Genomic DNA, 26,372 nt, shown 5'->3' on the forward strand with positions numbered 1-26,372 from the left:
GTAAGAGTTTGTTCATTTATTTATAATAACGCGCTTTGATATTATCAGCTGATACGCCGCGCCAATAATCAAAACGTAGATGCCACATCAAAATAATCGTCCGCCAAGTGCCGTGCTGTTGCCAACGTCTTGCTGATGTGATGACTTTACTTTTTAAACAAGCAGGTTTAGCAATACCCTTTAACTGCTTACCTTTTAGCTGTTTGCAAAGCTCAACATCTTCCATCAACGCTTGGTTAGGATAATTACCGATTTGCTCAAATAAAGACTGGCTGATAAAAATGGCTTGGTCGCCTGTCGCGATTCCGCTCAACCGTGAGCGCCAATTAATCATTTGACTGACCAATCGCAGTGTCGGTTGACGACTGGCTATTTGCACATCAAAATGTCCCCACTCTGCCCGTTTCATCGCTTCAGAAACACTCTCTATAGCGTTTATTGGCAATTGCGTATCGGCGTGCAGAAACAGCAATACCTCACCAGTTGCTAACGCTGCGCCTGCATTCATTTGCAGCGCGCGCCCTGCTTTAGATTCAGTCATTTGCCAATCAATTTTACGATCATTATCAAGCATTAACTCATTAATAAAACTGCGGATTATGCCAATAGAATCATCGTTTGAACCACCATCGACCACTATCACTTGCTGCGGGTTTGGATTTAGCTTGTTGATATTATCAAGCAATAAAGGCAAATTATTTGCCTCATTGAGTACTGGAATAATGATAGAAACCGTCGCCATAGCCGTCATAGTTAGTAGTACTCTTACTTGTTGTTACCATTATTTCTTATTAAGGCTCCAATTATAATCGGTATAACCAATCTTCATTTTTCCTGCTTTTAGCTCAGTGGTTTGCGATTTATTAAGCCCTAAAGATGAGCTGTAACGAGCCAAAAACCCTTCTAAATCGTTAGTACCGCGCCAGTTAGTCTCAAAGTCGTCTTTATACCATTTAAAAATTGGCGATATCTCTAACGTATTACCTTTGAGACGATTACGACTACTATCCGCGAGGAATTTACTCGTCACTTGCTCTAATTGTTTATCTAATTTACGCCCTGTAAAAGCATCATTTAATAGCGCAGGACAGCCGATGCTCGCACAGTTCACTGCAAAGTGAATACGCGGTTCGTTGTAGCGTTTAGAGCCACGGATTAGATTGTGCTCGATGTCATCAAGCGAGCGCTTTTTGCCTAATAGCGTGACAAAATCTTGTTTCCATGGCGAGCCAAAGAGGCCACCGATATCTTTAATCGACTTGAGATTAGGATACTTAGTCAGTATCAACTCTACCGTACCTGCGTTATAAACATTGATCAAAAATGCCAATTGCTCATCTTTACTCCAACCATTAAACTCTGATTGACTGACTTTGCTAGTTGCTGCCATGTAGCTATCAAGCTTGCTCTTATCGGCTTTCATACCGTTGTAATTAACGACTGAGGCTTTGCCATCATTGGTCATAGTAACGTTTTTATTCAGTAAACTATCCCAAGTGCTGTGATTAAAATCCGCATAACTTGCCATACTGGCTAACAGGATAGAAGTGGTCACTGCCGTTTTGATTAATAAACCACTGCTTAAAAAAAGGCTTTTACTATTAAGTCTTGTACTATTAAATCTTCGGCTATTCAATACTGACATGAGTCACTCCATTTAAATCAATGATATTTTTTCTATCGTCTGATCTGTTGTCTCTTCTTCTAGCGCACCACCGCAGCTACTTCCTTGCCCTGCCGTACAGCCATAGCAATGATCTGCAATGGCAATGTCATCGCCAGCAGGATTTTGCGTTAATAAATCGCTTAGATGCCGACGGGACTTGTTGGGCACTGGAATCTCTAATTGCTGGTTAAAGTCACAATCAAACAACTCTCCTAACCAATTAACGCTAATGGTCGATCGGCACATGACTTCGGTTAAATTGGCGGCCACGTAATTGGCTTTGAGCAAATCCATATAGGGATAGAATTGGTTTTTAGCCAATAGCACCGCACCAAAACGCTGAATCGGCATATTGGTCAAGGCAAATAACTGATGAAATTCGATATCAAAATGCGCTTTTAACTCGCGCTTATAATCTGCTTCAAGCTGCTGTTGATTGGGCGGCAGCGTCGCACCTTGCGGATTATAGACGAGATTAAGCGTTAAGTTTGAGCCAGCTTTGCCATAACCTAAGGCATTGAGTTTATGCAGTCCCAATATACTGTTATCAAATGCGCCTTTACCGCGCTGCTTATCGACATTTTCTAATGAATAACATGGCAGAGAAGCCACTACTTCGACCGCATTGTCTGCCAAAAACTGTGCCATGTCCTCAAAGCCTTCTTCCATCAGGATAGTTAGATTACAGCGATCAATCACTTTTACACCCAAGGCGCGCGCGGCTGTAACCAAATACTTAAAGTCTTCGTGCATCTCAGGCGCACCGCCCGTTAAATCAAGCGTATCAATATTTTGTGCTTGCAAGACTTCTAGAATCAACTCAACCAACTCACGCGACATCATCTCTGTGCGGTAAGGACTGGCAGCCACATGACAATGCACACAAGACATATTGCATAAGTAACCCATATTGACCTGTAGCGTGGTTAACTCACGACGTTTGATCGCTGGGAAATCCGTGTGCTCGAGTAATTCGATAGTTGATTTCATAATGGTATAAAACCCTGTTAGTAGCACCTCTAAAGCAAAAATGATGACACAAAAATAAAAGGTTAAAAAAAGAATAATTTCTACGCAAGCAATTGCTTCTTATGACTATTTAATAAAACGATCATCTCATTTTTAGCCTTATCACTTTACGATTTATCTAATTAATCATACCTGATTGTGAAACAATATTGACAACTAATATCGTAATTTTCACCTTTTATACCAAATGAGCATGACGTCTCGTAGGATGTCATACAGCACTTGTCAATTTGGCTTTTAAGATATTATATTCAGCAGATTTATAGATCGACCTTCTCATCCAATTGGCAATGCCACAGTTGTCAGTGTAAAACCCTTAAATAGCATTGACCGCACAAGGCTTTATCGCTAAATTGGTTGCAACATTCATATCTTTTAAAACAACATTCACTGATAAAATATAAATACTTTTAGAATATAGAAAGCCCACCACGTACCAATGCTTATGACACACGGATGTAAGCATCAAATCACCTTTAAGGATAACGTAATGAATATGAGCACATTACTAAAACCAACTGTACTGAGCATTGGATTAATGAGTGTCATAGGTTGCACTACCATGCAGACCGCGCCCAAGGATATGAGCAACTCAGCAACTGTCTATTACAATGGCAACATCATCACGATGGAGGGCGATCAGCCACAAATGGCTGAAGCCTTAGTCACCCAAGTGGGCAAGATTGCCTATGTGGGCAATTTACAAGAGGCGCAATCGAAATATAAAAATGCCGCGCAGATTAATCTACAAGATAAAACCTTATTACCCAGCTTTATCGATCCGCACAGTCATTTTGATATGGTGTCAAACACCATGGGTCAGGTCAATCTCAACCCGCCGCCCATCGGTCAAGTCGATAGTATTCCAAAAATGATGCAAACGCTAAAAGAGTATAAAGTGGACAATAACATTGCTGATGGCGACTGGATCTTTGGTTGGGGTTATGATGAAACTCAGCTCGCCGAGGGGCGTCATCCGACCAAAAGCGAGATTGATAAAGTACTGCCAAACAATCCAGTGTATTTACAACACACAAGTGGTCACATGGGCGTCGCAAACAGCAAGGCGCTTGCCATGATGAACATCACTGCTAACAGTAAAAATCCAGCAGGCGGTAATATTGCTCGAATTAAAGGCTCTAATGAACCAAACGGTCTCGTACAAGAAACGGCGATGTATCCGTTCGTGCGCAATATGCTAGAAGTGTTAGCGCCGAATCAAGGCAAATTCTTTGAGCAGACGCAAGAGTATTATGCAAAGAATGGCATAACGACGGCACAAAATGGCTCAACGGCTCGAAACACCATTCAGTTTTTTCAAAAACAAGCCGATGCAGGTAAACTTAAAATTGACTTGGTCGCACTGGCAGGAGTGAGTGACTTAGATGAGAATTTGGCTGATAAAAACTTCGTATGGAAAACCTATCAAAATGGTTTTAAAGTACAGGGTACCAAAATCGTCGCAGATGGCTCGCCACAAGGCAAGACCGCCTATTTTAGCCAACCTTATCTCACACCAGTTCCAGATTGTGAAAAGGACTGCCGTGGTCTACCAAGTGTCAGCCAAGATGAGCTGAACGAGATGTTTGTCAAAGCCTATGCTCGTGACAATCAGCTCTTTATTCATAATAATGGTGATGGCGCAACCGATATGCTCATCAAGGCACACGAGTATGCCGTCAAAAAGACTGGTCAAGCAGCTGATAAAGATCGCCGTACTGTGCCCATCCATGCTCAATTTGCCCGACCTGATCAGCTAGCAGCATTCAAAAAATACAATATGGTGCCGTCCTTCTTTACCAACCATACTTACTTTTGGGGAGATGTACACGTTAAAAACTTAGGTAAAAAACGTGCCGACTTTTCAAGCCCGATTGCCACTGCTGATAGAATGGGACTTAGATACACCAATCACTCTGATGACACAGTGACACCTGTTGACCCGCTATTTACAGTCTGGTCAGCAGTCAATCGCACTTCGCGCTCAGGTAAAATCATTGGTAAAAATGAGCGAGCGACGCCGTATCAAGCGTTAAAAGCCATTACCAGCAATGCTGCTTATGAGTATTTTGAAGAAGACAGCAAAGGCACTTTGACGCCAGGGAAACTGGCTGATTTGGTTATCTTGGATGCCAACCCATTAACCATAGAGGCAAGCAAGCTCAAAGACATCAAAGTCATCACAACCATTAAAGAAGGTCAAACGATTTACCAACGTCCAGTACAATAGTTCATGGTAAGCGCCGTATAATAAGCCAAATTTTAGCAGGCGATTTCAAATCATCATGCCTGCTATTCATTAAGATGATGAACCGTTAAAGCTATTTATTAAAAACATTCATTAAAACTGTTTAAGGAACCCTATATGAGTATCAACACCGATACAGGTAACGACCACATTCTCTCCTCCGATAATATTCATTACTTGCATCATAGTTTTTTTGAACCAAGCCATGAAAACACAGCGGTAAAAGCCACATTACTAATTGTTCATGGTATGGCAGAGCATAGCGGACGTTACGCAGACTTCGCTCAGTTTTTAGCGGATAATGGTATCGCAGTGGCAACTTATGACCATTTGGGACATGGAAAGACCGTCAAAACATCAGCAGATTTAGGTTTTTTTGGTGAAGAGCATCCAGTACAGTCCCTGCTAAAAGACGTCATTGTCATGGCAGATAGCTTAAAAAACCGCCATCCTGACGTGCCACACTTTGTAATGGGTCATTCTATGGGCTCGTTTATTGTGCGTAATGTCCTAAAGCACCATGCACACAATTTTACAGGTGCTATTTTGATGGGTACAGCAGATGCCAACCCCTTGACTAAAGTGCTACTCCCAGTCAATAAAATACTGGCAAAAGTAGCCCCTAAAAAACCAAATGCAATGTTTGCCAAGGTGATGAATAAAGTCTTGAATAGTAAGCTTGAAGATCGCATCTCTTCATCAGAATTTGCATGGTTAACTGAAAACCCTGCCGCCATTGAAGCCTATGAAGCAGATCCACTGACGGGATTTGATTTCACCAATAATGGCTTTATGACACTATTCTTTCTGATGGAAACTGGCTTAAACAAAGGCTGGGCAATGACTATCCCAAAAAACTTCCCGATGCTATTTATCAGCGGCGAAGATGATCCTATTGGAGATATGGGCAACGGTATCCGCAAAATTGTCACGCGCTTAAACAAGCAAAACTTCAGTCAGGTAGATATCCAACTCTATCCAAATATGCGTCATGAGCCTTTGCATGAAAAAGACCATCAAACCGTTTATGAAGATATCTTAGAATGGATAGAAAGCCATAGCTCAGGCAATTAACAGCAGCGCTCATCTTGGCAGTTAACTCGTTTGCTAAAAGTCGCCAAATTAGCGACAATACGGCAAGCAAGTTTTTACGCCAAGTCATGCGAGTTATTTAACGATAATATATGCTTTACCTTCCACTAACTTTAGGAACCTTTATGTCATTACAACAAACCATCGAACAAGCCTTTGAAAAACGCAATGAATACAGCCCAAGCACGATGCCACAAGACGTGCGTGATGCTATTAATCAAGTGCTTGAGCAACTAGATAACGGTACATTGCGCGTTGCAGAAAAAAAGGATGGCGAATGGGTCGTCAATCAGTGGGCAAAAAAAGCCGTTTTGCTCTCTTTTCGCTTAAACGACAACTATGTTCAGGCAGCGGGCGAACATGTGCAATTCTATGACAAAGTTCCGACTAAGTTTGCCAACTGGACCGAAGCACAGTTCAAAGAAGCTGGCGTACGCGTTGTACCACCAGCCGTTGCTCGTAAAGGCTCGTTCATCGCAGCTGGTGCAGTATTGATGCCGTCGTATGTCAACATCGGCGCGTATGTCGATCAAGGCGCGATGGTAGATACGTGGGCGACCGTGGGTTCATGTGCCCAAATTGGTAAAAACGTCCATTTATCAGGTGGCGTTGGTATCGGCGGCGTATTAGAGCCATTGCAAGCGAATCCAACAATCATTGAGGACAACTGCTTCATCGGTGCACGTTCTGAAATCGTTGAAGGCGTAATCGTCGAAGAAGGTGCTGTTATCTCGATGGGTGTATTTATTGGTCAATCAACGCGCATTTATGATCGCGAAACGGGTGAGATTCATCGTGGCCGTGTACCAGCAGGCTCTGTTGTCGTACCGGGTAGCTTGCCATCAGAAGATGGTACGCATAGCTTATATGCTGCTATCATCGTCAAAAAAGTCGATGCACAAACCCGCGCTAAAACATCAGTCAATGAGCTATTGCGTTTAGCTTAGTATTTTTAATACTTAGAGTCTCGTACCCAAACCGTACGGACAGCGACAGATCCTCTTTATTAAAGACGCTGAAGAAAACTTCAGCGTCTTTTTTGCAGCTTAATAGAGGGTGGTGCGTTATAATCCCTTTTTTTGGTTTGGCTTTATCCAAACGCAAAACGCCCATACCAGAACCTGCCTTTTTATTACGATTGATAAATGCCTCATCCCATTAGCAATCTTTAACTGTATTTGACATATTATGAGTGAATCACTATTACGCACCGCCGCCATTCCTGTCACTGATCCTGAAGCCGGTCTACGTTTGACAGAAATCTTTTATTCTTTGCAAGGTGAAGCGCTGACCTCAGGCTTGCCAACGATATTTGTACGCTTGACTGGCTGTCCACTTCGCTGTGTCTATTGCGATACTGAATACGCCTTTACTGGTGGCGAGCGGCAGTCGCTAGAAACCATTATAGAGACCATCAAAAGCTATCCTTGCAAGCGTATTTGTCTGACTGGCGGCGAGCCTTTAGCTCAGCCGAACGCCATTGAGCTAATGAAGCGCTTACTGAGCGACGGTTATGAAATCTCGCTTGAAACCGCAGGCGCGCTCACGGTAGCAAACGTGCCAAAAGCGGTCAGTAAAGTCATGGATCTCAAAACGCCAAGCTCAGGCGAAGTCGATAAGAATCTATGGTCAAATATCGACCACCTCACTCAGCATGACCAAATCAAGTTTGTCATCATGAACCGTACTGATTACGACTGGGCAAAAGCCATGTTGTCTGAGCATAAATTAAATAAATTGGTCGATACGGTTTGGTTTTCGCCGATGTTTAATGTCGCAGAGGATATCGACGACGAAGTCAGCCCCGATGTACCTTTGTTGGCGCGCGAACTTGCAGAATGGATGTTGGCTGACGCGCTGCCCGTACGCTTCCAATTGCAACTGCATAAAATCATCTGGGCAGATGCTAAAGGCAAATAATAGTCCAATCATCTAAATGGATATTCAACATAAATAGCGACCCAAGGATAGGAATATAGGTATGGTCAAACTCATTTTATTGGGCTTATTATCGGGGGCATTTTTTAGCTCGACGTTTGTGTTAAACGAAGTTATGAGTGCGGCTGGTGGGCATTGGTTTTGGTCAGCTAGCCTTCGCTATGCATTTATGTGGCTAATACTCACGGCTATTATAATTATGCAGCATGGTTTTGGGCGTATTACGGAGCTGATGACTATATTCCGTCAACATTGGGGCTTTTGGTGTATTACGGGCAGTATTGGTTTTGGAATTTTTTATACAGGAATATGCTACGCGGCTGATCATGTCGCAGGCTGGGTAGTCGCCGCGACCTTTATGTTTACAGTGGTCGCAAGCCTACTCGTTTTGCTAGCATTCGGACAACGTTTTGATAAAAAATTCATTGCATATGCGTTATTAGTATTTGCCGGTGTGGTACTGGTCAATATCAGTGAAGGGCTGCATGCCGCTTCTTTGCTAGATGCTGATGCAGTGCCTATGAAAGATATGCTGCTTTATGGTGCCGTGCCTGCCCTAGTAGCCGCCTTTAGCTATCCCATTGGTAACCAGTTGGTTTGGCAGGTATCTTACAATGCGCGCAAGCGTAGTGCCGAGCCTACTAGCACTCAAAAAATTGATATCCAAGCCAACGAGATTAGTAAAAAAACAACCTCACTTATTACAGAAGCACCTGCATTGTCAGCCGATATGAGTTATACGGCGGACGCGGTCGATTCCTTAAACCTTAACCACCCCACTCAAACCTTGCCGAGCTCTGTGCTGCAAACTTTAATCACACGTATACCTGCTATCAAAACCACCCTGCTACAAAATGCCTTTAACAAAGTATGGTTAATGACCTTGGGCAGTCTGCCATTTTGGTTGGTTTTGGGTTTTATCGTTCGTCCGGATTTGCCTGATACTAAACAGGTATTCAATACCTTACTTGTGGCTTTATTGGCAGGTGTGGCGGCAACCAGTATCTTTTTATATGCCCGTGAAAAAGCGGAAACTTCAAGTGAAGTGGCTGGGGTTGATGCCACTCAGGCAAGTGAAGTGATATTTGCCTTAATTGGCGGTATGCTATTGCTCAATAATACTTTGCCATCAGCGATGGGCTTAATAGGTATTGCTCTGATTATCATTGGGCTTATTCTATTTGCAAAAGATGGCTAAACTACTACCTAAAATTAGGTTAACTCTATTTAAATTATTGATATAAACAACTTCAAAACTAACCTAGTCCAGCACAGCCAATCTATTTTGATGGCCATTATATTGGTAATATAATCATGGTTAATGATTTAATTTTTCCTGATATTTTATTATATTTATTAGATATGGTTGGTGTGATTGCTTGTGCGATCGCAGGTACACTGCTGGCACAGCACAAAGGCTTTGATATTGCTGGCTGTATCTTGGTTGCGATGGTCAATGCTATCGGCGGCGGTACACTACGTGATATGGCGCTAGACCGTCATCCGCTCTTTTGGATGACTGACCTCAATTATGTGATCGTCATCACAGTGACATCGCTTATTTTACAAATATTCTTTCATCTGTATCATAAGATTGATAAGGCATTGAAGCTGTTTGATGCCATTGGGTTGGCGGCTTTTAGCGTGATCGGTTTTAAGATAGCATTGACACAAGATATGTCAGCTATTATCGCTATTATGATGGGGGTTTGGACGGCTATTATTGGTGGTCTGCTACGCGATATCATCTGTAATGAGATACCACTGTTACTTCAACGCGAGATTTATATCTCTGCTAGTATTGTAGGTTCGATCACTTATCTGCTGCTTGATCGTTTGGATGTAAATGCTGGATTGAATGAATTTATTATGCTGGGCGTTATCTTTGCTGTACGGATGCTAGCATTGCGTTTTGATTGGCACCTGCCTTCTATACGTTTGGTGAAATAAGACCGATATATATATATATGGTTTAAACACTAGGGCGTGTCCTCAATTCAATCGTTTACTTTCTAAATGAGCTAAAAATAATCAGACAATCATCATACACACTTAGTGAGACTTGCTCATGCTGGCTATCGCATTGAACCCTTCAGCACTAATCACTACGTTTGACCCACGCTCTCTCATTTATCTTTTTGATATGATTGGTATTATCGCTTGTAGTATTTCAGGCACGATACTGGCAAAACACAAAAATTTCGATGTTTTTGGTTGTTTACTGGTGTCTATTGTCACCGCTATCGGTGGCGGCACTGTGCGTGATGTCATTTTAGATCGCCATCCACTATTTTGGATGGTGGATATGAGCTACCTGACTGTTATCACCATCTCTTCATTAGTGATGCAAATATTCTTTCACCCCAACTCTAAACGCGTTAATAAGTTCCTAAAACTCTCAGATACCATTGGACTGTCAGTTTTTACCTTAATCGGTATCAAGGTTGCCGATAGTATGGGTGCAAATGTGCCCGTGGCATTATTACTTGGGGTGATTACCATCATTGTCGGCGGTATCATCCGCGATATGATCTGCAATGAGATTCCGCTGGTGTTGCAGCAAGAGATTTATATTTCGGCAGCTTTGGCTGGCGGCATCCTCTATTTTGCACTACACAATCTGGGTATGACAGCTTGGATTGCTGACATCGCTACTATGAGTACGATTTTTACCTTACGCATGCTCGCCATTCGTTATGACTGGCAGTTTCCAACCATCGAATGGAAATACTAAAAAAGCGTCAACCTTAAACAAAGTCGACGCTATATTTGCTACTGGTTGAGTATCTTATAATAAGATAATGCCATCATTCCTGTACGACTGCTAAATCCCTTACCACCAACTGTAGACTTTGTTTGCCATTCCACTCGTTGATGTCTAGCTGAAATAGTACATGCACTTTTTCTGCACGATAATCCCATCTCTCGCTATCAAAGTTAAAATAAATTGCTTCAATCGGATATTGCACATCAGGGTAACGCAGCGACAGTTTAAGGTGCTTGTCTTTTAATATCCTAAAGCTTAACACTTCAAAGACCCCATCAAATATTGGCGGTGCAAAGCCATGACCCCAAATATTAGCATCAGCTAAGTGTTCAGCAAACCACAAGCTAAAGTCACTCGCCTGCAACGCGCCATCAGTGAATTTTTGCTCAGCAAACACTTCATTATCCATCTGTGCCATGACGTCATTAAAAGCCATAACAAACCCATCAAAGTTACGGCGTTTGATCGTTAAGCCTGCTGCCATTGCATGACCACCAAAATGACTGATTAAATCAGGATGGCGCTCGGCAACCTGTTCAATCGCATCACGAATGTGCACGCCAGCGATAGAACGCGCCGAGCCTTTGATAGGGTCATTTTCAGCGGTACGCTCTGTATCCGCGGGCGCAAAGACGATACTTGGCAAATAATGACTTTCTTTTAACAGTCCAGCGACGATGCCGATGACGCCTTGATGCCAATCATCTTGGTATAAAACGATACTGCGTTTATGATTATTATTCGTCTTTTTCTCAGATCTATTTTGAACAATAATATCCCCGCTTTCACGGTTATCCGCCGTAGCCTCATCGTCCATGTCTGTATCCGCAGCGGCTAATGTCTGTACGATGCTATCCGCTTGCGCGCGCATCTCGCCTTCTACCTGCCGACGCGTCCGGTTTAACTGCTCAAGCTCTTGCGCCAAACGCTGCGCCGTACTCCAGTCATCCGTCAACAAACACTCAATACCGATGCGCATATTGTCCATACGACCAGCGGCATTGATACGAGGTCCTAAGACAAACCCAAAATCCTGTGCCTGCAACTGCTTAGGATCTCGCCCTGCTTGTTCAAGGAGTGCCAAGATACCAAGCGAGCAGCGCCCTTGGCGGATAGCCGCCAGTCCATGATGCACTAAAATGCGATTGTTTTTATCAAGCACCCCAACGTCAGCAATCGTCCCTAATGCCACCAAATCCAAATATTGACTCACTTGCACGGTAGATTTACCAGCTTCGCGGCGCAGCTTGGCCAAGCGTCCAAGCACATAAAATGCCACACCCACCCCTACGAGCGCTTTACTGCTAAAGTGACAATCGAGCTGATTGGGATTAACCACAGCCTCCGCAGGCGGTGTTTCTTTAGTCGTCAAATGATGATCAGTAATAATCACGGTGATGCCATCGGCTTGCGCACGTGCCACGCCTTCATGGCTTGAGATACCGTTATCGACGGTCACTATCACCTCAGGATGATACTTCTCAATACCCAATTCGACAATTTCTGGTGTCAAACCATAACCGTACTTAAAACGGTCGGGCACTAAAAAGTCAACGACTGCGCCCATTTTTGTGAGCGCGCGCATCATCAATGCGGTACTGGTCGCACCATCACAGTCAAAATCGCCCACGATAAGGATACGCTGACCGTCATCGATGGCGACGTCTAACAGACGCACTGCTTCGGTGACACCATGTAGCATTTCGGCTGGCAATAGCGCAGAGAGTTGCGTCTCTAGCTCATCAGGCTGAGTAATGCCGCGACCTGCATACAGGCGGGCAAGCGTCAATGATTGGGCGGCAAGTGGTTGCAGCGCGGCGGGCAACTCGTCGATGCGAGTGCTGGTATAACGGGGGGTTAAATTTAGCATGTGCATATTCTACTGGCTTTAGCAGAGGGTCACAATGACAATTTTTGGCGGCTTGGTTTATCGTTTTTTGTTGCAGTACATTGTGATAAGCCATATTTTAATACCAGACCAGCATAGAGCAAATAATTTATACTCTATCCATATAATATACATAATATTTCATTTACAAAAACGGTGCATAGCGACTGCATTTTTCTGCATTTTGCTACAAAGCAATGATTGTATGCCGCTCAGAAATCCATAAAATGGTAAGCAACTGAGATACTTGCTATCTATCTATTGAGATTTTTTATTTTAACCATTTATAAGGATGCTTTATGAAAACCACACCACTGGCTGAAAAACTACCAAATACCATTGACCCTAGCTTGGATCTTGAACAAGTAAAAAAGGAATGTCAAAAGTTGGTAAAAAAACGTGCCAAATATTCTGCTGGTGTTGCCATCGTTCCTGTACCATTTTTTGATGTCGCAGTAGACGCAGGTATGCTTACTCAACTATTACCTGACATTAGCGAGCGATTCGGCTTACTTGAAGACCGTAAGGCGGCAGTTGACTTAGAATCACGAGCCATTCATTGGGGCGCATTAAAAGATCGTACTGTCGATTTTGCAGGGTTGATGGCGACTCGTGGTATTGTTAAAAAGACCGTACAAGGCTTTGGTGGTCGTATTGCTGCCAAACAAGTAACGAAATTCATCCCACTAGGGGGTCAAATGGTTGCTGCTACAATGGGCTATATGATTTTCAAAAAAATCGCCAATGACCACATCAATGAGTGTTACAAGCTTGCAAAAGACATTCAGCAAAAGCAACACGGTAAAAATGTCTAAAACAGTTAAAAAACTGACATCAACTTTATAAAATAAAACCAGCTAAGAGCCATTGCCTTAGCTGGTTTTTTTGTGCTGAGCTACGCATATATGGGTTTAATTTTTCAATTTAATAACAGCCTTTTTCATAATACATCTCTAACTCAAAATACTCTATATCACTAATTATAATAAGGTTATCTGCATAAGGACGATACTTTCTAACCATTATTTTTGCCGCTGGTTTGTTCTTTATGAGAATGACGCCATCTTCGAGCCGAACATCGTTATCAAAACTAAATCCATCTCCCATGACTTTTGATGTAGAGCCTTTCCAATGACACTGCTGTACGTGATAATCAGACATCACATATACACTTCTTATAAAAAACAGGCTGGGTATCAAAGCAATTAAAAGACAGGGTATTGATAGCTTTTTATTCATTGAATCTCTAATTGAATTTAGGAAACCTATTTTGATGAAATAAATATTCCTGTCCATGTATGTTTCATGATATCTCGATGCATAGCATCAACAGTGGAAAATGGCAAAAACCACCACCAAATATAGCAATACTTCATGAACAATTCACCTGCCTTATTGATTAAAATCGTTAAAGTAAGATAAATTTTATTCATAGATTCTTGTATGCTGCACTTTAGCGTAGATAGTTATGAGCTAACCTCAACACTGATATTGCTATTGGGTTGCCTCATTCTTTTCATCGCCAGTATTTCTGCGGCGTTCAATGACTATTTTGATGCTTGTTCGTGGGAACACCTCACCACTTGGTTATTTATCGTCGGTGGTTTATTGATGATTATCGGCTATATTGGTTATAAAGCCTATGCATATTATTACCCTTATGCGCGGCTGGATTGATAACGTCAAGCTTTGATACAAAATGGCTTAATTCTGTGCTAGTAGTGGTTAATGATGTCATGCACTAATTTTGCTGATAATATACGACCTGCTGGGAGAAAATACATTTCAATTAGCAAACATCAACTCGTACCAAATGCCAGTTTCTATTAAGCATAAACCTTCAAACCAATAAAAATCTTAAAGGATCAGACCCATGAAAAAAATCTTAATATCAACGGCTATGCTCGCTACCCTCGCTCTATCTGGATGCACAACGACTGATGGCATGAATAATAATGCAGGTACTGCTATCGGTACTGCCAATGAGATTGGTATGAATGTCTTTAAATCAGCGATTGATAACCAATGCCGCAGTCAGATTGAAAAGCAAACTGCTTGGCGTGTGGCTAGCGTGGCTATGACCGACACACAACAAGAAGCTGTAAAAAGTAATGTTTGTGGCTGCGTCAGTGAGCAAGCGCCGCAACAAGTGACGCTCGTTGAATTGGGTAATGCTGCTATCGATTCGCAATATCGCACACAGCTGGTCACGAAAGTCGTCGCAAAATCTCTACAAAGTTGCTATACCAGTTTTATGAAATAAAATATGATATATCTACTGATGTACAGTAGATATAGTTGTACAACATTCAAGTTTTAAGACATTAAAATAAAACCATAAAAAGGGTGCGTTATAAATAACGCACCCTTTTTATTGCTAAGTCTTTATACCATCCGCTTATCTTATTAACTTGGCTTAGAACTTGTTTTTGTCAACTGGATTCTGTGACAGCGCTGCTGTAAAAGGCAGTATTTTACTGCGGCTAAAATACTTAGAAGAGCTATCAATAATCTTATCTACTTCTTTGATCAACTCATTAATAACGTCATCATAAACGCCATGATATAGTTCAGTTTCGAATGCCGTAAAGGGATGCTTACGTGATGCCGAGCCGACCTCTGTCACGCCTTGCTTACTATAAAAAATATCGACTCGTCCATCACTATTGAGTACACAATTTAATACTCCGCCCTCCAGCTCCATCTCTACTCGCTCAGGCATAAAAATATAATCGTCTACATTGATGAGTTTTTTTTCTACTTCTCTCTTAAAAAATGATTTGATATCAAACATGGATATATCCCTGACCTTAAAATTATAATATACGTTAGCACGACTGATTTTATGACTATCACCAAGCATTCAACTGCATGCTTGTTCGTTCGTGCTTTATGAATCAATACTATAAGATGACGTGATATTTTTTAAGACAGGATATGTAAAACTGCGTTTGATGTTGGTAAAAATAGAATGTTAGCTGTGGCTCCTTTATCCTATTGCAATAAAAAAAGGAAGTGGCAAACTAGGCAACTCCCCTTTTCTAATGATGAAACTACTCTATCTGGCTTAATCACACCCAGCCTTTCTCACGAAACGATTTCAACACCTCAACAAACACTGCCATCTCATCAGGTCTGCCAAGCGTCAAACGATTAAAGCCAGTGATAGGCGCAAACTCGCGACCAACAGCGATGCCATGGTCGTACATTCTATCAATATAGGTTTGTACATCGCCTTTGATTTCGTGGAATATAAAGCTAGCTTGTGATGGTAAGTAGCGTAGACCAAGCTCATCCAACGTCTGCTCAACCAGCTGACGCGATTGATTGGCAGTATGCAAACTCAAGGCCAAAAACGCCTCATCATTCAAGGTTGCTATCGCGGCGACAGCACCAGACAGATTGGTGTTATCCACTGAGATAAACGCCTCTAGCTCAGTGATCATTTGCGGACTGGCAACTGCATAGCCGACACGCATACCTGCTAGCGCACACAGTTTGGAGAAAGTCCGAACCACGATAATATTGTCTGAGCGCTGCTCTCTTATCCACGCAATCCCACTCTCAAAACTTGGGTCAATGACATATTCTGAGTAGGCTTCATCTAGCAAGAAATAATGATGGTCTGGTGCCGTTCCTACCCACGATTTTAACTCATCTGTGTCAGTAATCGTCGCTGTAGGATTGTTGGGATTGCAGAGATAAAACAAGCTTATACCATCAAAATTATCAGCCACTTTTTGCATATTTTGTAAATCAAAAGAATAGCTTTCAGGCATCAGTGCTACTTTTACCACGGGCACATTGATAGAGGTTGCATATAGTTCCGCATAAGCAAAGGTTGGGTGCGGCACAATTACTTGAAAATTTCTGCCTTCCCTTAACGCTTTGTTTTGCAGCATTTGTACGACGGTGCGGATATTCTCACTGGAGCCGCTGCCTAGAGATATTTGACTTTCAGTCACGTCATTAATTTTCGCAACTTTAGTGATTAAGGCTGCACGCTGGTTATCTGGATAACGGAAGCCGATGTCTAAAGCATCGATAACTGCTTTTTTGGCAGAGTTTGCCATGCCCAATGAGTTTTCGTTAGAGTTTAATTCTATTAATGGATTGGTAAGCACAATAGTAATACGCCTAATTGATACCCATACCAAATATGCGATGAACAATGTCAAACTCGCTCAGCCAGCGGACGTAGCACTTGCGCTCGTCTTTTTTGCTACTCTGATTATTTAGTAGGGTTTATATATGGATGGTGAGATGCATTCGGATAATAATGGTTATGGTAAGTGGCATTTACCCTGATTACAAGCGCTCTGAGCGATGAAACTCGTTAGCAGCTATTATGAGTAAGATGCTCATTTATTGATAGTATCCATTAAATAAAAAAGAGCCACCCTATAGGCAAATCACTTTGCTAATACTAGGGCGTGTCCTCATTTTAAAAATGGTGATAAAAATGAGATAAATTGCCGTCAAACAAGGAAAGTAGCGCAAATAATATCGAGATATTAAAAAGCTATTTGACGATGTTTGGCAAAATTTAGCCATTTTTAGCCCATTTAGCAAGTAATCGATTGGATTGAGGACACGCCCTAGTCTTGTTAGTTTATCGATATTTCAAATTAGCAGTTTTCTAATGTACTACTTAGACCCAGCCTTTTTCACGGAACAGCTTTAATACTTTAATAAATGCTACCATCTCATCAGGCGTGCCAAGCGTCAAGCGATTGAAGCCTGTAATAGGTGGAAACTCGCGACCAACCTTGATGCCATGGTCACGCATTCTATCGATATAAGTCTTTAAATCACCTTTTATTTCATGAAAAATAAAGTTGGTCTGTGAAGGTAAATAACGCAATCTAAGGTCATCTAACACTGTCTCAATCATCTGGCGCGACTGATTGGTATTGCGTAAGCTGAGCGCTAAAAACTTGGCATCATTTAACGTCGCAATAGCAGCAACCGCACCTGACAAGTTGGTGTTGTCCATAGACATAAAAGCTTCGACACTCTCAATAGCTTGCGGGTTAGAAACCGCGTAGCCCACTCGCATACCGGCTAAGGCACATAACTTTGAGAAAGTATGGATAACAATAAGATTGTCTGATAACCCTTGTTTTACCCATTCAATACCACTCTCAAAGCTTGGATCTGATACGTACTCCAAATACGCTTGATCTAATAAAAAGTAATGGCTATCTGGCGCCTTACTTACCCAAGTTTTAAGCTTTGACGTTGATGTAATGATGCCAGTTGGGTTATTTGGATTGCAAATATAAAGTAGGCTGATGCCATCAAAATCATCAGCTACTTTTTGTAATTCATCAAAATCATAATCATAGTTTTCAGCGGTTAGTGGTATCTTGACCACAGGCACGCCAATGGAATTTGCATACATCTCTGCACAATCAAACGTTGGCACAGGAATCACCATTTGAAACTGCTTGCCCTCTTTTAATGCTTTGTTTTGCAACATTTGTAAGGTAGCTCGAATATTTTCAGTCGAGCCATTGCCTAAGGAGATTTGGTTTTCTGCCACACCATGGATGGTGGCAATTTTGCTAATGAGCGCTGCGCGTGGATTATCTGGATAACGAAAGCCCTCGCCTAAAGACTCTATAATGGCTTGTTTAGCAGAATCTGCCATACCTAGTGAGTTTTCATTCGCATTTAATTCTAAGAATTTATTATTTTGCATGATGGATTATGTGCCTCAACGTCCGTTGTTATAAGTTCATATTGCTCATTGATATCATATTAAGGGGCATTTGGTATAAACACAAGTTTTGATATAACCAATTATTAGTTATTAATAATATCGAACAAAGGCAAGGTTGTTTTGCTGATAAGAAGACCATAAAAAAGGTAAGCTGCACCGTTAGCAACTCACCCTTTTATTAAATACAAACTGATATTAACGGCAGTTCAAATAACCTATTAGATCAAATGCGCCTTTAACTCTAGCACTTTATCTCTCGTTTTCGCTGCATCTTCAAACTTCAAATCACGTGACATCTGCTTCATAAGCTTTTCAAGACGATTGATTTCTTTCGCCAGTAAATCAGGACTGCGTAAGATACTAATATCGACATCAGGTAGATTGCTCTTGATAGGAATCACTTGATTGTCATTGGTATTCTGATCGTCACCCGTATCGATTTTATCAGTGATACTACGACGCGCGCCTTTTGGCGTGATGTTGTGCTCAAGGTTAAAAGCGACTTGTTTTTCACGGCGACGATCGGTCTCGTCTATCGCCTTTTGCATACTGTTGGTAATACGATCAGCATAAAGGATAGCCTTACCATTGATGTGACGCGCGGCTCGTCCAATGGTCTGAATCAAGGCACGCTCAGAACGCAAAAAGCCTTCTTTATCGGCATCAAATATCGCGACCAATGAGACTTCTGGCATATCCAAACCCTCGCGCAACAGGTTAATGCCGACCAGTACATCATGCACGCCAGTCCGCAACTCATGAATGATTTGCATACGCTCAACGGTATCAATATCCGAATGCAAATAGGCCACTTTGACATCGTACTCTTTCAGATAACTGGTCAAATCCTCTGACATGCGCTTGGTCAACGTGGTAATCAGCACGCGCTCATCTTTTTCTCGGCGCTTAGTAATCTCTGATAACACATCATCGACCTGCGTCAATACAGGACGAATCTCAATCTCAGGGTCAATCAAACCCGTTGGACGCACGACTTGCTCAACGACTTGCTCGCTGTGCTCTAGCTCATACAACGCAGGCGTGGCACTCACATAAATAGTCTTAGGCTTGATACGCTCCCACTCTTCAAACTTCATCGGGCGGTTATTCATCGCACTTGGCAATCTAAAACCATAATTGACCAAGTTCTCTTTACGCGATCTATCGCCTTTATACATTGCACCGATTTGCGAAACGGTGACGTGCGACTCATCAAGGAATAACAGCGCATCTTCTGGAATATAGTCAAACAACGTCGGCGGCGCTTCCCCTGATGGACGACCAGACAGATGCTGCGAGTAGTTTTCGATACCGTTACAGTAACCAAGCTGTTGAATCATCTCAAGGTCATACTGAGTGCGCTCTTTAAGACGCTGTGCTTCAATCAGTTTATTGTTTTCGCGGAAATACTCTAAACGTGGCTCAAGCTCCGCGCGAATAGTATGGCTGGCCGCTTCTAGCTTATTTCGCGGCGTCACATAGTGTGATTTTGGATAGATAGTAATACGTGGCACACTACGTACCGTCTTACCCGTTAGAGGATCGAACCACGTGATTTTCTCCACTTCATTATCAAATAAATGCACGCGAACGGCTAATTGCTCAGACTCAGCAGGATAAATATCTAACAGCTCGCCACGCAACCGATACGTACCGCGTCCAAAGTCTAGCTCATTGCGCGTATATTGCATTTCAACGAGACGTTTAATGGTAGCAGTGCGATCGATTTTGTCCCCAACGACGACGTGCAGCAGCATTTTTAAATAACTTTCTGGATCACCCAAACCATAGATACACGATACCGAGGCGACGATAATTGCATCACGGCGCTCTAGGAGTGCTCGCGTCGCTGACAGACGCATCTGATCGATATGATCATTAATAGCGCTGTCTTTTTCGATAAAGGTATCACTCGCCGCGACATAGGCTTCCGGCTGATAATAGTCATAATAACTGACGAAATACTCAACGGCATTGTTTGGAAAAAATGACTTAAACTCACCATATAACTGCGCGGCAAGCGTTTTGTTATGCGCCATAATAATAGTTGGACGCTGCGTCTCAGAGATGACCTTTGCCATGGTATAGGTCTTACCCGAGCCCGTTACACCCAGTAGTAACTGCTCGTCCATACCAGAATTAATACCGTTGACGAGCTTTTCAATTGCTTGCGGTTGATCGCCTGCTGGCTCAAATTCTGTGACCATCTCAAAAGCACGACTTGATATTTGCGTCCCAGACGCATTGACACCACTAATTTCAGCTTCGCCCTGTAGCTGAGTGGCCAATTGGTTTAACTGACGCGACGAGCGCGGTTCAGGCATTCGCATAATGGCTTTCTTCTTCTGAAGGTTTATAACAATGTGGGGTCTAAGCTAGGGTTTTTAAAGGTAATTAAGGGTTTTATCTTGTCATCTTCTCTTACAATATTAGCATCTATATATGACGTCACGCGCCCTATTTATAACGAATAAATAGTACCTTCGTTATAAAAAACGCACACAGCAACTACTAAATTTACAAAGCTTTTCATGATTAACAAACTCATTACACGACCACCTAATAAAGCCTAACGCTTGAGGCTTTCAATCTTCATTTAAGCTGCTATTATTTATAACGAATCAACAAGTAGTTCATTAGTAAGATACCAATAACAACAAATGAGATTTTCATTAAAATAATACACATAACGGAGTAGAACATGAGAGAACGTTACGCAAGTGGAATAGATGACGCAACCGCAAAGAAAATGATCGACTTATTGAACGCTAATCTAGCGAATCTCATTGATTTGAGTATGGACAGTAAGCAATGTCATTGGAATTTGCAAGGTACTGGCTTTATCGGTGTTCATCAGTTATTAGATGATACTTATGGTCGCTTAACTGAAGCTTATGATACGGTCGCTGAGCGTATTGTTATCCTTGGCGGTAAAGCCAATGGTATCTCTAAACGTGTCGTTGAGGACTCTATCCTAGAGACTTACCCTACTGATATCACTGAAGTTGATCAGCATGTTCGTGAGCTTACCAATCGTTATAAGACCATTGCGGCATCATTACGTGAAGGGATCGATACTGCTGGTGATGCGGGTGACGAAGATACCGCTGACCTATTAACGGAAATAAGCCGTACTGTCGATAAAGATGCATGGTTCATAGGTGCTAATGCACCAAAGAAATAATATCTTTGTACTCAAACCAGTTATGTCAATAAAACAGTCCATATCAGCAAAAAAGGTCACTTTTATAGTGACCTTTTTTGTGTGTACTAATTTATGTGTAATAACTTTAAGATTCGCGTTCAGAAACGGGCTTTAAAATAGCTAAATTATCAGTTATTAGCTGTCAGTTAAAAAACACCTTGGATTATTTGTTGCATCTGCGGTAAAAGCTCATCCAGTTGCGCCTCTGTCTCACTGGTATCCTCAGGCAAAGATTGCTTTAGAAATGCCGCTGTAATCTGTGGCTGTTTCGACAAGATACTTTGACCCATCAACGTATCATAAAAATCAATTTGAGCATCAACTTCCGCTTGCGTATAGTAAGTTTTTGCTGCGTTAATATATGCTTGCGTCAACGTCTGCCTGTCAGTGGTATCGCCGATAGTATTGGTCATTATCTTGGCATATTGACCTAGCACTTTTTGAATCTGCTCTTGTAGCGCCTGTTGACGTTTATTTAAGTTGCCATCACTTACTGACTCAGTACGATTTTGCGTTTGTACATTGATAGCATCGATAGCCGCTTGTTGCCCGTTAACGATAGATTCTATTTGCTCATCAATGTGCATCACTTCCATCAGCTTAACGATAGACGTATCTGTTGGGGAGATATTATTATTCATAAAAGCGGCATTGTTAATAGAAGCGCTATTCGCACTTATTCTATTGATATTTACGCTTTGCGGTTGAGCAGGCTCACTATGAATTACCAGCTCAGCCTGTGCTTGAGTCAGACTGGCTACTGCGCTAATAGTGATAACGGCCATACTTAATGAGCGAACCATGATTGAACGCCCAACAGGGCTCTCGATAGCAGACTGAAGACTTAGTTTCATATTAGTTTCTCTTTATCAGGCATCTTGATTATAATTATTGGGTAAGCTCAAAGTTTCAGCATTGGGTACAGATAATGTCAGGATAGCTTCCTGAAATAAAGGATTCGCACGGAACTGACTTTCAATAATTTCGAATTTTTGGGCAATCTCTTTTTCTTTTTGATTGCCAGCAATATCGACTGCCGCCACCATAAATATCTTTTTGGGTCCCACCCACTCCAAATGTAAGTACGACACACTATCGATATCTGGATGATTGAGTAACTCGGTCAATGCATAGCCATGTATCCTCTCTGATACTTTATAACCGACCAAAAAGTCACGGTTACGGCTAATTAAAAAGATGGCTACCGCACCCAATAATATTCCAACAATGATAGAGCCGAGCGCATCCCAAAACGGCTGTCCCGTGTAAGCATGCATACCCATGGCAGCAGCAGCGACAACCAAGCCGATGACAGCTGCCAAGTCTTCAAAGAATACACCACGTAAAGTTGGATTTGACGTATCGACCACATAGCCAATAGCGCTGACATTTATCGCTTCACCATGCTTCTTGCTTTGTAAGTAAGCTTGCCCTAATGAAAACCCTTCGAGCACAAACGCAATCGCCAATACAATAAAGCCGATGGTATAGTTGGTTTCGCTTTCCGCAGCATTCCACTCGGTGATACCGGTATAAATGGAGACAATCGAACCTGCCATAAAGACACCAAAAGCGGCTATCATCGACCAGACATAAGCTTCTTTGCCATAGCCAAGGGGATGGCTTTCATCAGCAGGTTTGATCGCCTTTTTCTCAGCGACAATTAATAAAGTACCGTTACCTGCATCTGCCCACGAATGCGCTGACTCTGCGATCATAGAAGCAGAACCCGTCATAAATGCTGCTACCGTTTTGGCAATCGCGATGATGAGGTTGGCTCCAACGGCAATTAATACCGTTACCAATGAAGCGGAATGTTGCTTGTCTTTATTGGTGGTCGACTTAGCAGAACCGTCTAATACAGAGTGAGAATTACCATCAGAAGTGGCGTCTGTAATAAGCGTGCCAGCACCCCTAGCACGGCTATTACGCGGCGCTGGCTGATGAGAAATAGGAGCGTGTGACTCGGCTTCCGATGGTTTTAAGCTCATAATAATCTCGATATAGGCTTTTTGAACGCAGATATGTATATATTTAACCAGATCAATAGACCGTATATTGAAAGCATTTTAACTGACTATACAGGGTCTATTCCTCTTAACGATCATGAGAATTAGCCAGCTCACCAACCATATCCCCGATATCACAACTGGGTCGATGCGAACTTTCCAGACGCAGGTTTTTACGCTCTAGTGCGGCATCAGCGCGGCATTGCTGCATGGGATTTTTGATATCAAGTGGCGGCGCAGGTGTGGGCTTGCCATTATCATCGATAGCGACCATCGTAAAATAGCAGCTGTTGGTATGGCGTACGGTACGGGCTCGAACATCTTCTGCTTCGACGCGAATGCCGACCTCCATCGAAGTATTCCCCACATAGTTGACACTTGCCGCAAAGGTAACCAATTCGCCAACATATATAGGCTCACGAAACATCACTTGGTCGACAGACAGCGTCACCACATAATTGCCGCTATAGCGACTGGCGCAAGCGTAAGCGACTTGATCAAGCATCTTAAGCAAATCACCACCATGCACATTGCCAATAAAATTCGCCATATCAGGCGTCATGAGTATCGACATATATAGCTCATGATTTAATGGGGCTTTCTTGGCAGTCGAGCTGGTATTGTATTGCGGCATAAAAATCCTTGAATGATTTAGGGCGTGTTGATAGTAAGTATCATTTATACAGCAGCGCACAAGAGAGCACAAACGGCACTCTGTCATTGAATGGTCTAGGTTATGTAAATTTTGAACTATTTAACTTTAGCTCAACCAATGAAAACGATAAGCAAGCCAAGCAACAATGGCGCTCACTGAACCTGTCAAGATACCGCCCCAAGCAAAATCAACCAACGCTGTATCCAGTGTAAAACCTTTGTACAATGCTAAACTGGTAAAGTCATAAGTACCGTAGGCCATCAGCCCTATCAAGCCGCCAAGCAAGAATATATGACCAATCGAAGCGCCTGCTTTGATTTGTGGATATAAAATTAAGACACAGAGAGCCAGTAGATAAAACATATAGAACACACCAGCAGCAATCATGTTTGGCTCATCAGCAAGCAGATGCCCGATACGCTTTTCATAAAATAAGCCAGTCATAGTCTTGAGCCAAACTGCGTCAATACCCAAAAATATAAGCACAGCAGCCAGATATATAAATACATAACCCATAACCACATCCTTTTAATTAGCGTTTTTTAATCCCAGCTTGTTTCCATCAGCGCTTGTTAAGTCAGTGCTTGTTAAGACACTACCTGTTGAAACGCAACTTGTTAAGACGCTATGTTTCGTTTGGAGGCGTCTTGGCCATCACCGTTGTTGGCATTACCGCTTTCATGAGAATTCATAATATCGTGAATCAGGCGGCTGCTTTGCGCATCGGTGAGAGTGTCATGAGAAGACAAATCAGAGAAATGCATCACATCAATATTGTCTGGCTTCACTGCGGTCAACTGTACCACGCCGATGGTGCGCTCTAAAAACCCACCTTCACAGTAACAAAAATAAAAATCCCACAAGCGAATAAAGGCATCATCATAACCAAGCCCCTTAATTTCTTCACGCTGTGCCATAAACGCCGCACGCCAATCGCGCAAGGTATGAGCATAGTCAAAACCGTAATCATGTAGCTGCTTGATGACCATGTCGGTTTGTTCCGTAAACTGTGTATTTAGCTCTTGATTAGAGAGCAAACAACCACCAGGGAAAATGTGCGTTTGGATAAAATCGACTGAATTAACATAATCTTGGTAGTTTTGATCATTAAACGTGATCGCTTGCAGCACCATCAGCCCTGTGGGTTTGAGCAAGCTATTACATTTGGCAAAAAACGTCGGTAAGTACTCGTGCCCAACGGCTTCAATCATCTCGATACTGACCAGCTTGTCATACTGCCCTGTCAGCTCACGATAGTCTTGCTTCAGCAGGGTAATTTTATCAGACAGCCCTGCCGCATCGACTCGGCGCTGCGCCTCATCATACTGGGCGTCAGAGATGGTCGTCGTCGTTATGTGACAGCCATAATGTGTGGCGGCATAAATAGCAAAACCACCCCACCCTGTGCCAATTTCTATCACATGATCATCAGGCGCCAATTGTAATCGCTGGCAAATGAGCGCCAGTTTATGCTGCTGCGCTGCGCTCAGTGATACATCAGGCGTACGATAGACTGCTGCTGAATACATCATCGTATCGTCCAAAAAACGCTGATACATATCATTGCCCAAATCATAATGCGCTAAAATATTAGACTTGGCACCAGACTGATCATTACTGCGTAGCCGATGCTTCGCTTTTTCAAACGCCTTACTCACACCTGCAAAGCGATTTTCTAATTTATTCAACACCGCCAAGTTACGCGCTGCCAACCGAATCAGCCCTGTCAAATCGTCCGTATCCCACTCACCATTAATATAGCTGTCTGCTAGCGCAATAGAGCCGCCAAGCAACAGCTGCCGATAGACAGCAGGATCATGAATCATCAAGGTGACGTGTAGTGAATGGCGACCCACTGCCGAACTGCTCGCGACACTATCGGATACTTTACCAAAGCTAACGGTATTAGGTGCTTGCTCATCGAATGCTTCGACTATAGTCAAGCTACCAAACTGGATATGCGCTAATGCACGAAAGATGAGTTTTCTTGCCAATTGATTCATTCCCGTACTGACGGGCTGAAAAATGACGCTCTCATTGACGACTTTACTCATCTGTGCGGTCAATTTTCCTAATGTTGAAACGGGTGCTCGGTCGGTTGGTCGTGCTGACATCGTATATTCATCCTTGTTTAAATGCTCTATGCTTAA

25 protein-coding genes are annotated in these 26,372 nt (G+C 42.5%); 11 read left to right on the plus strand and 14 right to left on the minus strand.

The genetic code is table 11. The features are described 5' to 3' along the window. Window positions 1-16 precede the first annotated feature (16 nt). Genes JMX95_RS04430 through arsS form a run of 3 tightly spaced genes read right to left on the minus strand, consistent with a single transcriptional unit; the run spans window position 17 to window position 2,656 of the window. Complete coding sequence (locus tag JMX95_RS04430) at window positions 17-751, minus strand: TIGR04283 family arsenosugar biosynthesis glycosyltransferase (RefSeq protein WP_201560097.1); 735 nt, start codon at window positions 749-751, stop codon at window positions 17-19. Window positions 752-781: 30 nt separating this feature from the next. Beyond that, a complete protein-coding gene (locus JMX95_RS04435) occupies window positions 782-1,645 on the minus strand; it encodes a DUF547 domain-containing protein (protein WP_201560098.1) in 864 nt (287 codons plus the stop codon). A 12-nt stretch (window positions 1,646-1,657) separates the two neighbouring features. Next, a complete protein-coding gene (gene arsS / locus JMX95_RS04440) occupies window positions 1,658-2,656 on the minus strand; it encodes an arsenosugar biosynthesis radical SAM (seleno)protein ArsS (RefSeq protein WP_201560099.1) in 999 nt (332 codons plus the stop codon). A gap of 535 nt (window positions 2,657-3,191) precedes the next feature. Here arsS and JMX95_RS04445 point away from each other — a divergent pair. The 7 genes from JMX95_RS04445 to JMX95_RS04475 all read left to right on the plus strand — a co-directional run bounded on the left by JMX95_RS04445 (window position 3,192) and on the right by JMX95_RS04475 (window position 10,707). Then, window positions 3,192-4,925: an amidohydrolase gene (locus tag JMX95_RS04445; protein WP_201560100.1), complete on the plus strand. Its 1,734-nt coding sequence runs from the start codon at window positions 3,192-3,194 to the stop codon at window positions 4,923-4,925. A gap of 135 nt (window positions 4,926-5,060) precedes the next feature. Further along, window positions 5,061-6,017 (plus strand): alpha/beta fold hydrolase, encoded by a 957-nt coding sequence (locus JMX95_RS04450; RefSeq protein ID WP_201560101.1) that lies wholly within the window; start codon window positions 5,061-5,063, stop codon window positions 6,015-6,017. A gap of 143 nt (window positions 6,018-6,160) precedes the next feature. Continuing rightward, complete coding sequence (gene dapD, locus JMX95_RS04455; RefSeq protein ID WP_193007586.1) at window positions 6,161-6,982, plus strand: 2,3,4,5-tetrahydropyridine-2,6-dicarboxylate N-succinyltransferase; 822 nt, start codon at window positions 6,161-6,163, stop codon at window positions 6,980-6,982. Window positions 6,983-7,223: 241 nt separating this feature from the next. Then, on the plus strand, window positions 7,224-7,955 hold the full coding sequence (gene queE / locus JMX95_RS04460) for a 7-carboxy-7-deazaguanine synthase QueE (RefSeq protein ID WP_201560102.1): 732 nt from the start codon (window positions 7,224-7,226) through the stop codon (window positions 7,953-7,955). Window positions 7,956-8,016: 61 nt separating this feature from the next. Next, window positions 8,017-9,171 carry a multidrug resistance efflux transporter family protein gene (locus tag JMX95_RS04465; protein WP_201560103.1) on the plus strand — a complete coding sequence of 385 codons (1,155 nt, stop codon included), beginning with the start codon at window positions 8,017-8,019 and terminating at the stop codon, window positions 9,169-9,171. A 116-nt stretch (window positions 9,172-9,287) separates the two neighbouring features. Beyond that, window positions 9,288-9,923, plus strand: a complete 636-nt coding sequence (locus JMX95_RS04470) for a trimeric intracellular cation channel family protein (protein WP_201560104.1) — start codon at window positions 9,288-9,290, stop codon at window positions 9,921-9,923. A 118-nt stretch (window positions 9,924-10,041) separates the two neighbouring features. Then, window positions 10,042-10,707, plus strand: coding sequence for a trimeric intracellular cation channel family protein (locus JMX95_RS04475; protein WP_201560105.1), 666 nt, complete (start codon window positions 10,042-10,044; stop codon window positions 10,705-10,707). A gap of 73 nt (window positions 10,708-10,780) precedes the next feature. Here the strand turns inward: JMX95_RS04475 and recJ are convergent, their stop codons facing one another. Then, complete coding sequence (gene recJ, locus JMX95_RS04480; protein WP_201560106.1) at window positions 10,781-12,610, minus strand: single-stranded-DNA-specific exonuclease RecJ; 1,830 nt, start codon at window positions 12,608-12,610, stop codon at window positions 10,781-10,783. Between the two features lie 317 nt (window positions 12,611-12,927). Here recJ and JMX95_RS04485 point away from each other — a divergent pair, with 317 nt between their 5' ends. Then, window positions 12,928-13,443, plus strand: coding sequence for a hypothetical protein (locus JMX95_RS04485; RefSeq protein WP_055123847.1), 516 nt, complete (start codon window positions 12,928-12,930; stop codon window positions 13,441-13,443). A 109-nt stretch (window positions 13,444-13,552) separates the two neighbouring features. Here JMX95_RS04485 and JMX95_RS04490 read toward each other — a convergent pair whose 3' ends face one another. Continuing rightward, a complete protein-coding gene (locus JMX95_RS04490; RefSeq protein ID WP_201560107.1) occupies window positions 13,553-13,867 on the minus strand; it encodes a hypothetical protein in 315 nt (104 codons plus the stop codon). A 204-nt stretch (window positions 13,868-14,071) separates the two neighbouring features. Between JMX95_RS04490 and JMX95_RS04495 the strand changes: the two genes are divergently transcribed. Together JMX95_RS04495 and JMX95_RS04500 are read left to right on the plus strand one after the other, a co-directional pair. After that, entirely contained in the window at window positions 14,072-14,305 is a 234-nt protein-coding gene (locus JMX95_RS04495) for a hypothetical protein (RefSeq protein WP_201560108.1), read from the plus strand. 196 nt (window positions 14,306-14,501) lie between these two features. Beyond that, complete coding sequence (locus tag JMX95_RS04500; protein WP_201539954.1) at window positions 14,502-14,891, plus strand: hypothetical protein; 390 nt, start codon at window positions 14,502-14,504, stop codon at window positions 14,889-14,891. Between the two features lie 153 nt (window positions 14,892-15,044). On the opposite strand, the gene JMX95_RS04505 is transcribed toward JMX95_RS04500, so the two are convergent. From JMX95_RS04505 to uvrB, 4 genes are all read right to left on the minus strand, one after another. Then, window positions 15,045-15,422, minus strand: a complete 378-nt coding sequence (locus JMX95_RS04505) for a hypothetical protein (RefSeq protein ID WP_201560109.1) — start codon at window positions 15,420-15,422, stop codon at window positions 15,045-15,047. Window positions 15,423-15,699: 277 nt separating this feature from the next. After that, window positions 15,700-16,752, minus strand: coding sequence for a pyridoxal phosphate-dependent aminotransferase (locus JMX95_RS04510; protein WP_227675964.1), 1,053 nt, complete (start codon window positions 16,750-16,752; stop codon window positions 15,700-15,702). 527 nt (window positions 16,753-17,279) lie between these two features. Further along, complete coding sequence (locus tag JMX95_RS04515) at window positions 17,280-18,332, minus strand: pyridoxal phosphate-dependent aminotransferase (protein ID WP_201560110.1); 1,053 nt, start codon at window positions 18,330-18,332, stop codon at window positions 17,280-17,282. A gap of 239 nt (window positions 18,333-18,571) precedes the next feature. Beyond that, the gene (gene uvrB / locus JMX95_RS04520; RefSeq protein ID WP_201560111.1) at window positions 18,572-20,683 is read right to left on the minus strand and encodes an excinuclease ABC subunit UvrB; all 2,112 of its coding nucleotides are present in this window, start codon (window positions 20,681-20,683) and stop codon (window positions 18,572-18,574) included. A 371-nt stretch (window positions 20,684-21,054) separates the two neighbouring features. On the opposite strand from uvrB, the gene dps reads away from it, so the two are divergent. Beyond that, the gene (gene dps, locus JMX95_RS04525; RefSeq protein ID WP_201560112.1) at window positions 21,055-21,537 is read left to right on the plus strand and encodes a DNA starvation/stationary phase protection protein Dps; all 483 of its coding nucleotides are present in this window, start codon (window positions 21,055-21,057) and stop codon (window positions 21,535-21,537) included. A 167-nt stretch (window positions 21,538-21,704) separates the two neighbouring features. Here the strand turns inward: dps and JMX95_RS04530 are convergent, their stop codons facing one another. The 5 genes from JMX95_RS04530 to JMX95_RS04550 all read right to left on the minus strand — a co-directional run bounded on the left by JMX95_RS04530 (window position 21,705) and on the right by JMX95_RS04550 (window position 26,336). Continuing rightward, window positions 21,705-22,412 carry a DUF2059 domain-containing protein gene (locus JMX95_RS04530; RefSeq protein WP_201560113.1) on the minus strand — a complete coding sequence of 236 codons (708 nt, stop codon included), beginning with the start codon at window positions 22,410-22,412 and terminating at the stop codon, window positions 21,705-21,707. 15 nt (window positions 22,413-22,427) lie between these two features. Beyond that, window positions 22,428-23,549 (minus strand): cation diffusion facilitator family transporter, encoded by a 1,122-nt coding sequence (locus JMX95_RS04535; protein ID WP_201560114.1) that lies wholly within the window; start codon window positions 23,547-23,549, stop codon window positions 22,428-22,430. Window positions 23,550-23,655: 106 nt separating this feature from the next. Further along, window positions 23,656-24,201 carry an acyl-CoA thioesterase gene (locus JMX95_RS04540; protein ID WP_055123836.1) on the minus strand — a complete coding sequence of 182 codons (546 nt, stop codon included), beginning with the start codon at window positions 24,199-24,201 and terminating at the stop codon, window positions 23,656-23,658. Between the two features lie 126 nt (window positions 24,202-24,327). Continuing rightward, window positions 24,328-24,738: a DUF2177 family protein gene (locus tag JMX95_RS04545; RefSeq protein WP_060491490.1), complete on the minus strand. Its 411-nt coding sequence runs from the start codon at window positions 24,736-24,738 to the stop codon at window positions 24,328-24,330. 101 nt (window positions 24,739-24,839) lie between these two features. Further along, complete coding sequence (locus tag JMX95_RS04550) at window positions 24,840-26,336, minus strand: SAM-dependent methyltransferase (RefSeq protein WP_201560115.1); 1,497 nt, start codon at window positions 26,334-26,336, stop codon at window positions 24,840-24,842. Window positions 26,337-26,372 lie beyond the last annotated feature (36 nt).

This window comes from Psychrobacter sp. NC44, from assembly GCF_904846655.1.
Classification (GTDB): Bacteria; Pseudomonadota; Gammaproteobacteria; order Pseudomonadales; family Moraxellaceae; genus Psychrobacter.

Excerpts from the sequence above, each read along its gene's own strand:
- JMX95_RS04485 (WP_055123847.1), top strand. The coding sequence starts at position 12,928 with ATGAAAACCACACCACTGGCTGAAAAACTACCAAATACCATTGACCCT.
- JMX95_RS04475 (WP_201560105.1), top strand. The coding sequence starts at position 10,042 with ATGCTGGCTATCGCATTGAACCCTTCAGCACTAATCACTACGTTTGAC.
- JMX95_RS04430 (WP_201560097.1), bottom strand. The coding sequence starts at position 751 with ATGACGGCTATGGCGACGGTTTCTATCATTATTCCAGTACTCAATGAG.
- queE (WP_201560102.1), top strand. The coding sequence starts at position 7,224 with ATGAGTGAATCACTATTACGCACCGCCGCCATTCCTGTCACTGATCCT.
- JMX95_RS04530 (WP_201560113.1), bottom strand. The coding sequence starts at position 22,412 with ATGAAACTAAGTCTTCAGTCTGCTATCGAGAGCCCTGTTGGGCGTTCA.
- uvrB (WP_201560111.1), bottom strand. The coding sequence starts at position 20,683 with ATGCGAATGCCTGAACCGCGCTCGTCGCGTCAGTTAAACCAATTGGCC.
- JMX95_RS04435 (WP_201560098.1), bottom strand. The coding sequence starts at position 1,645 with ATGTCAGTATTGAATAGCCGAAGATTTAATAGTACAAGACTTAATAGT.
- JMX95_RS04470 (WP_201560104.1), top strand. The coding sequence starts at position 9,288 with ATGGTTAATGATTTAATTTTTCCTGATATTTTATTATATTTATTAGAT.
- JMX95_RS04545 (WP_060491490.1), bottom strand. The coding sequence starts at position 24,738 with ATGGGTTATGTATTTATATATCTGGCTGCTGTGCTTATATTTTTGGGT.
- JMX95_RS04505 (WP_201560109.1), bottom strand. The coding sequence starts at position 15,422 with ATGTTTGATATCAAATCATTTTTTAAGAGAGAAGTAGAAAAAAAACTC.
- JMX95_RS04540 (WP_055123836.1), bottom strand. The coding sequence starts at position 24,201 with ATGCCGCAATACAATACCAGCTCGACTGCCAAGAAAGCCCCATTAAAT.
- recJ (WP_201560106.1), bottom strand. The coding sequence starts at position 12,610 with ATGCTAAATTTAACCCCCCGTTATACCAGCACTCGCATCGACGAGTTG.
- dapD (WP_193007586.1), top strand. The coding sequence starts at position 6,161 with ATGTCATTACAACAAACCATCGAACAAGCCTTTGAAAAACGCAATGAA.
- JMX95_RS04495 (WP_201560108.1), top strand. The coding sequence starts at position 14,072 with ATGCTGCACTTTAGCGTAGATAGTTATGAGCTAACCTCAACACTGATA.
- JMX95_RS04500 (WP_201539954.1), top strand. The coding sequence starts at position 14,502 with ATGAAAAAAATCTTAATATCAACGGCTATGCTCGCTACCCTCGCTCTA.
- JMX95_RS04450 (WP_201560101.1), top strand. The coding sequence starts at position 5,061 with ATGAGTATCAACACCGATACAGGTAACGACCACATTCTCTCCTCCGAT.
- arsS (WP_201560099.1), bottom strand. The coding sequence starts at position 2,656 with ATGAAATCAACTATCGAATTACTCGAGCACACGGATTTCCCAGCGATC.
- JMX95_RS04465 (WP_201560103.1), top strand. The coding sequence starts at position 8,017 with ATGGTCAAACTCATTTTATTGGGCTTATTATCGGGGGCATTTTTTAGC.
- JMX95_RS04445 (WP_201560100.1), top strand. The coding sequence starts at position 3,192 with ATGAGCACATTACTAAAACCAACTGTACTGAGCATTGGATTAATGAGT.
- JMX95_RS04535 (WP_201560114.1), bottom strand. The coding sequence starts at position 23,549 with ATGAGCTTAAAACCATCGGAAGCCGAGTCACACGCTCCTATTTCTCAT.
- dps (WP_201560112.1), top strand. The coding sequence starts at position 21,055 with ATGAGAGAACGTTACGCAAGTGGAATAGATGACGCAACCGCAAAGAAA.
- JMX95_RS04550 (WP_201560115.1), bottom strand. The coding sequence starts at position 26,336 with ATGTCAGCACGACCAACCGACCGAGCACCCGTTTCAACATTAGGAAAA.
- JMX95_RS04515 (WP_201560110.1), bottom strand. The coding sequence starts at position 18,332 with ATGCAAAATAATAAATTCTTAGAATTAAATGCGAATGAAAACTCACTA.
- JMX95_RS04490 (WP_201560107.1), bottom strand. The coding sequence starts at position 13,867 with ATGAATAAAAAGCTATCAATACCCTGTCTTTTAATTGCTTTGATACCC.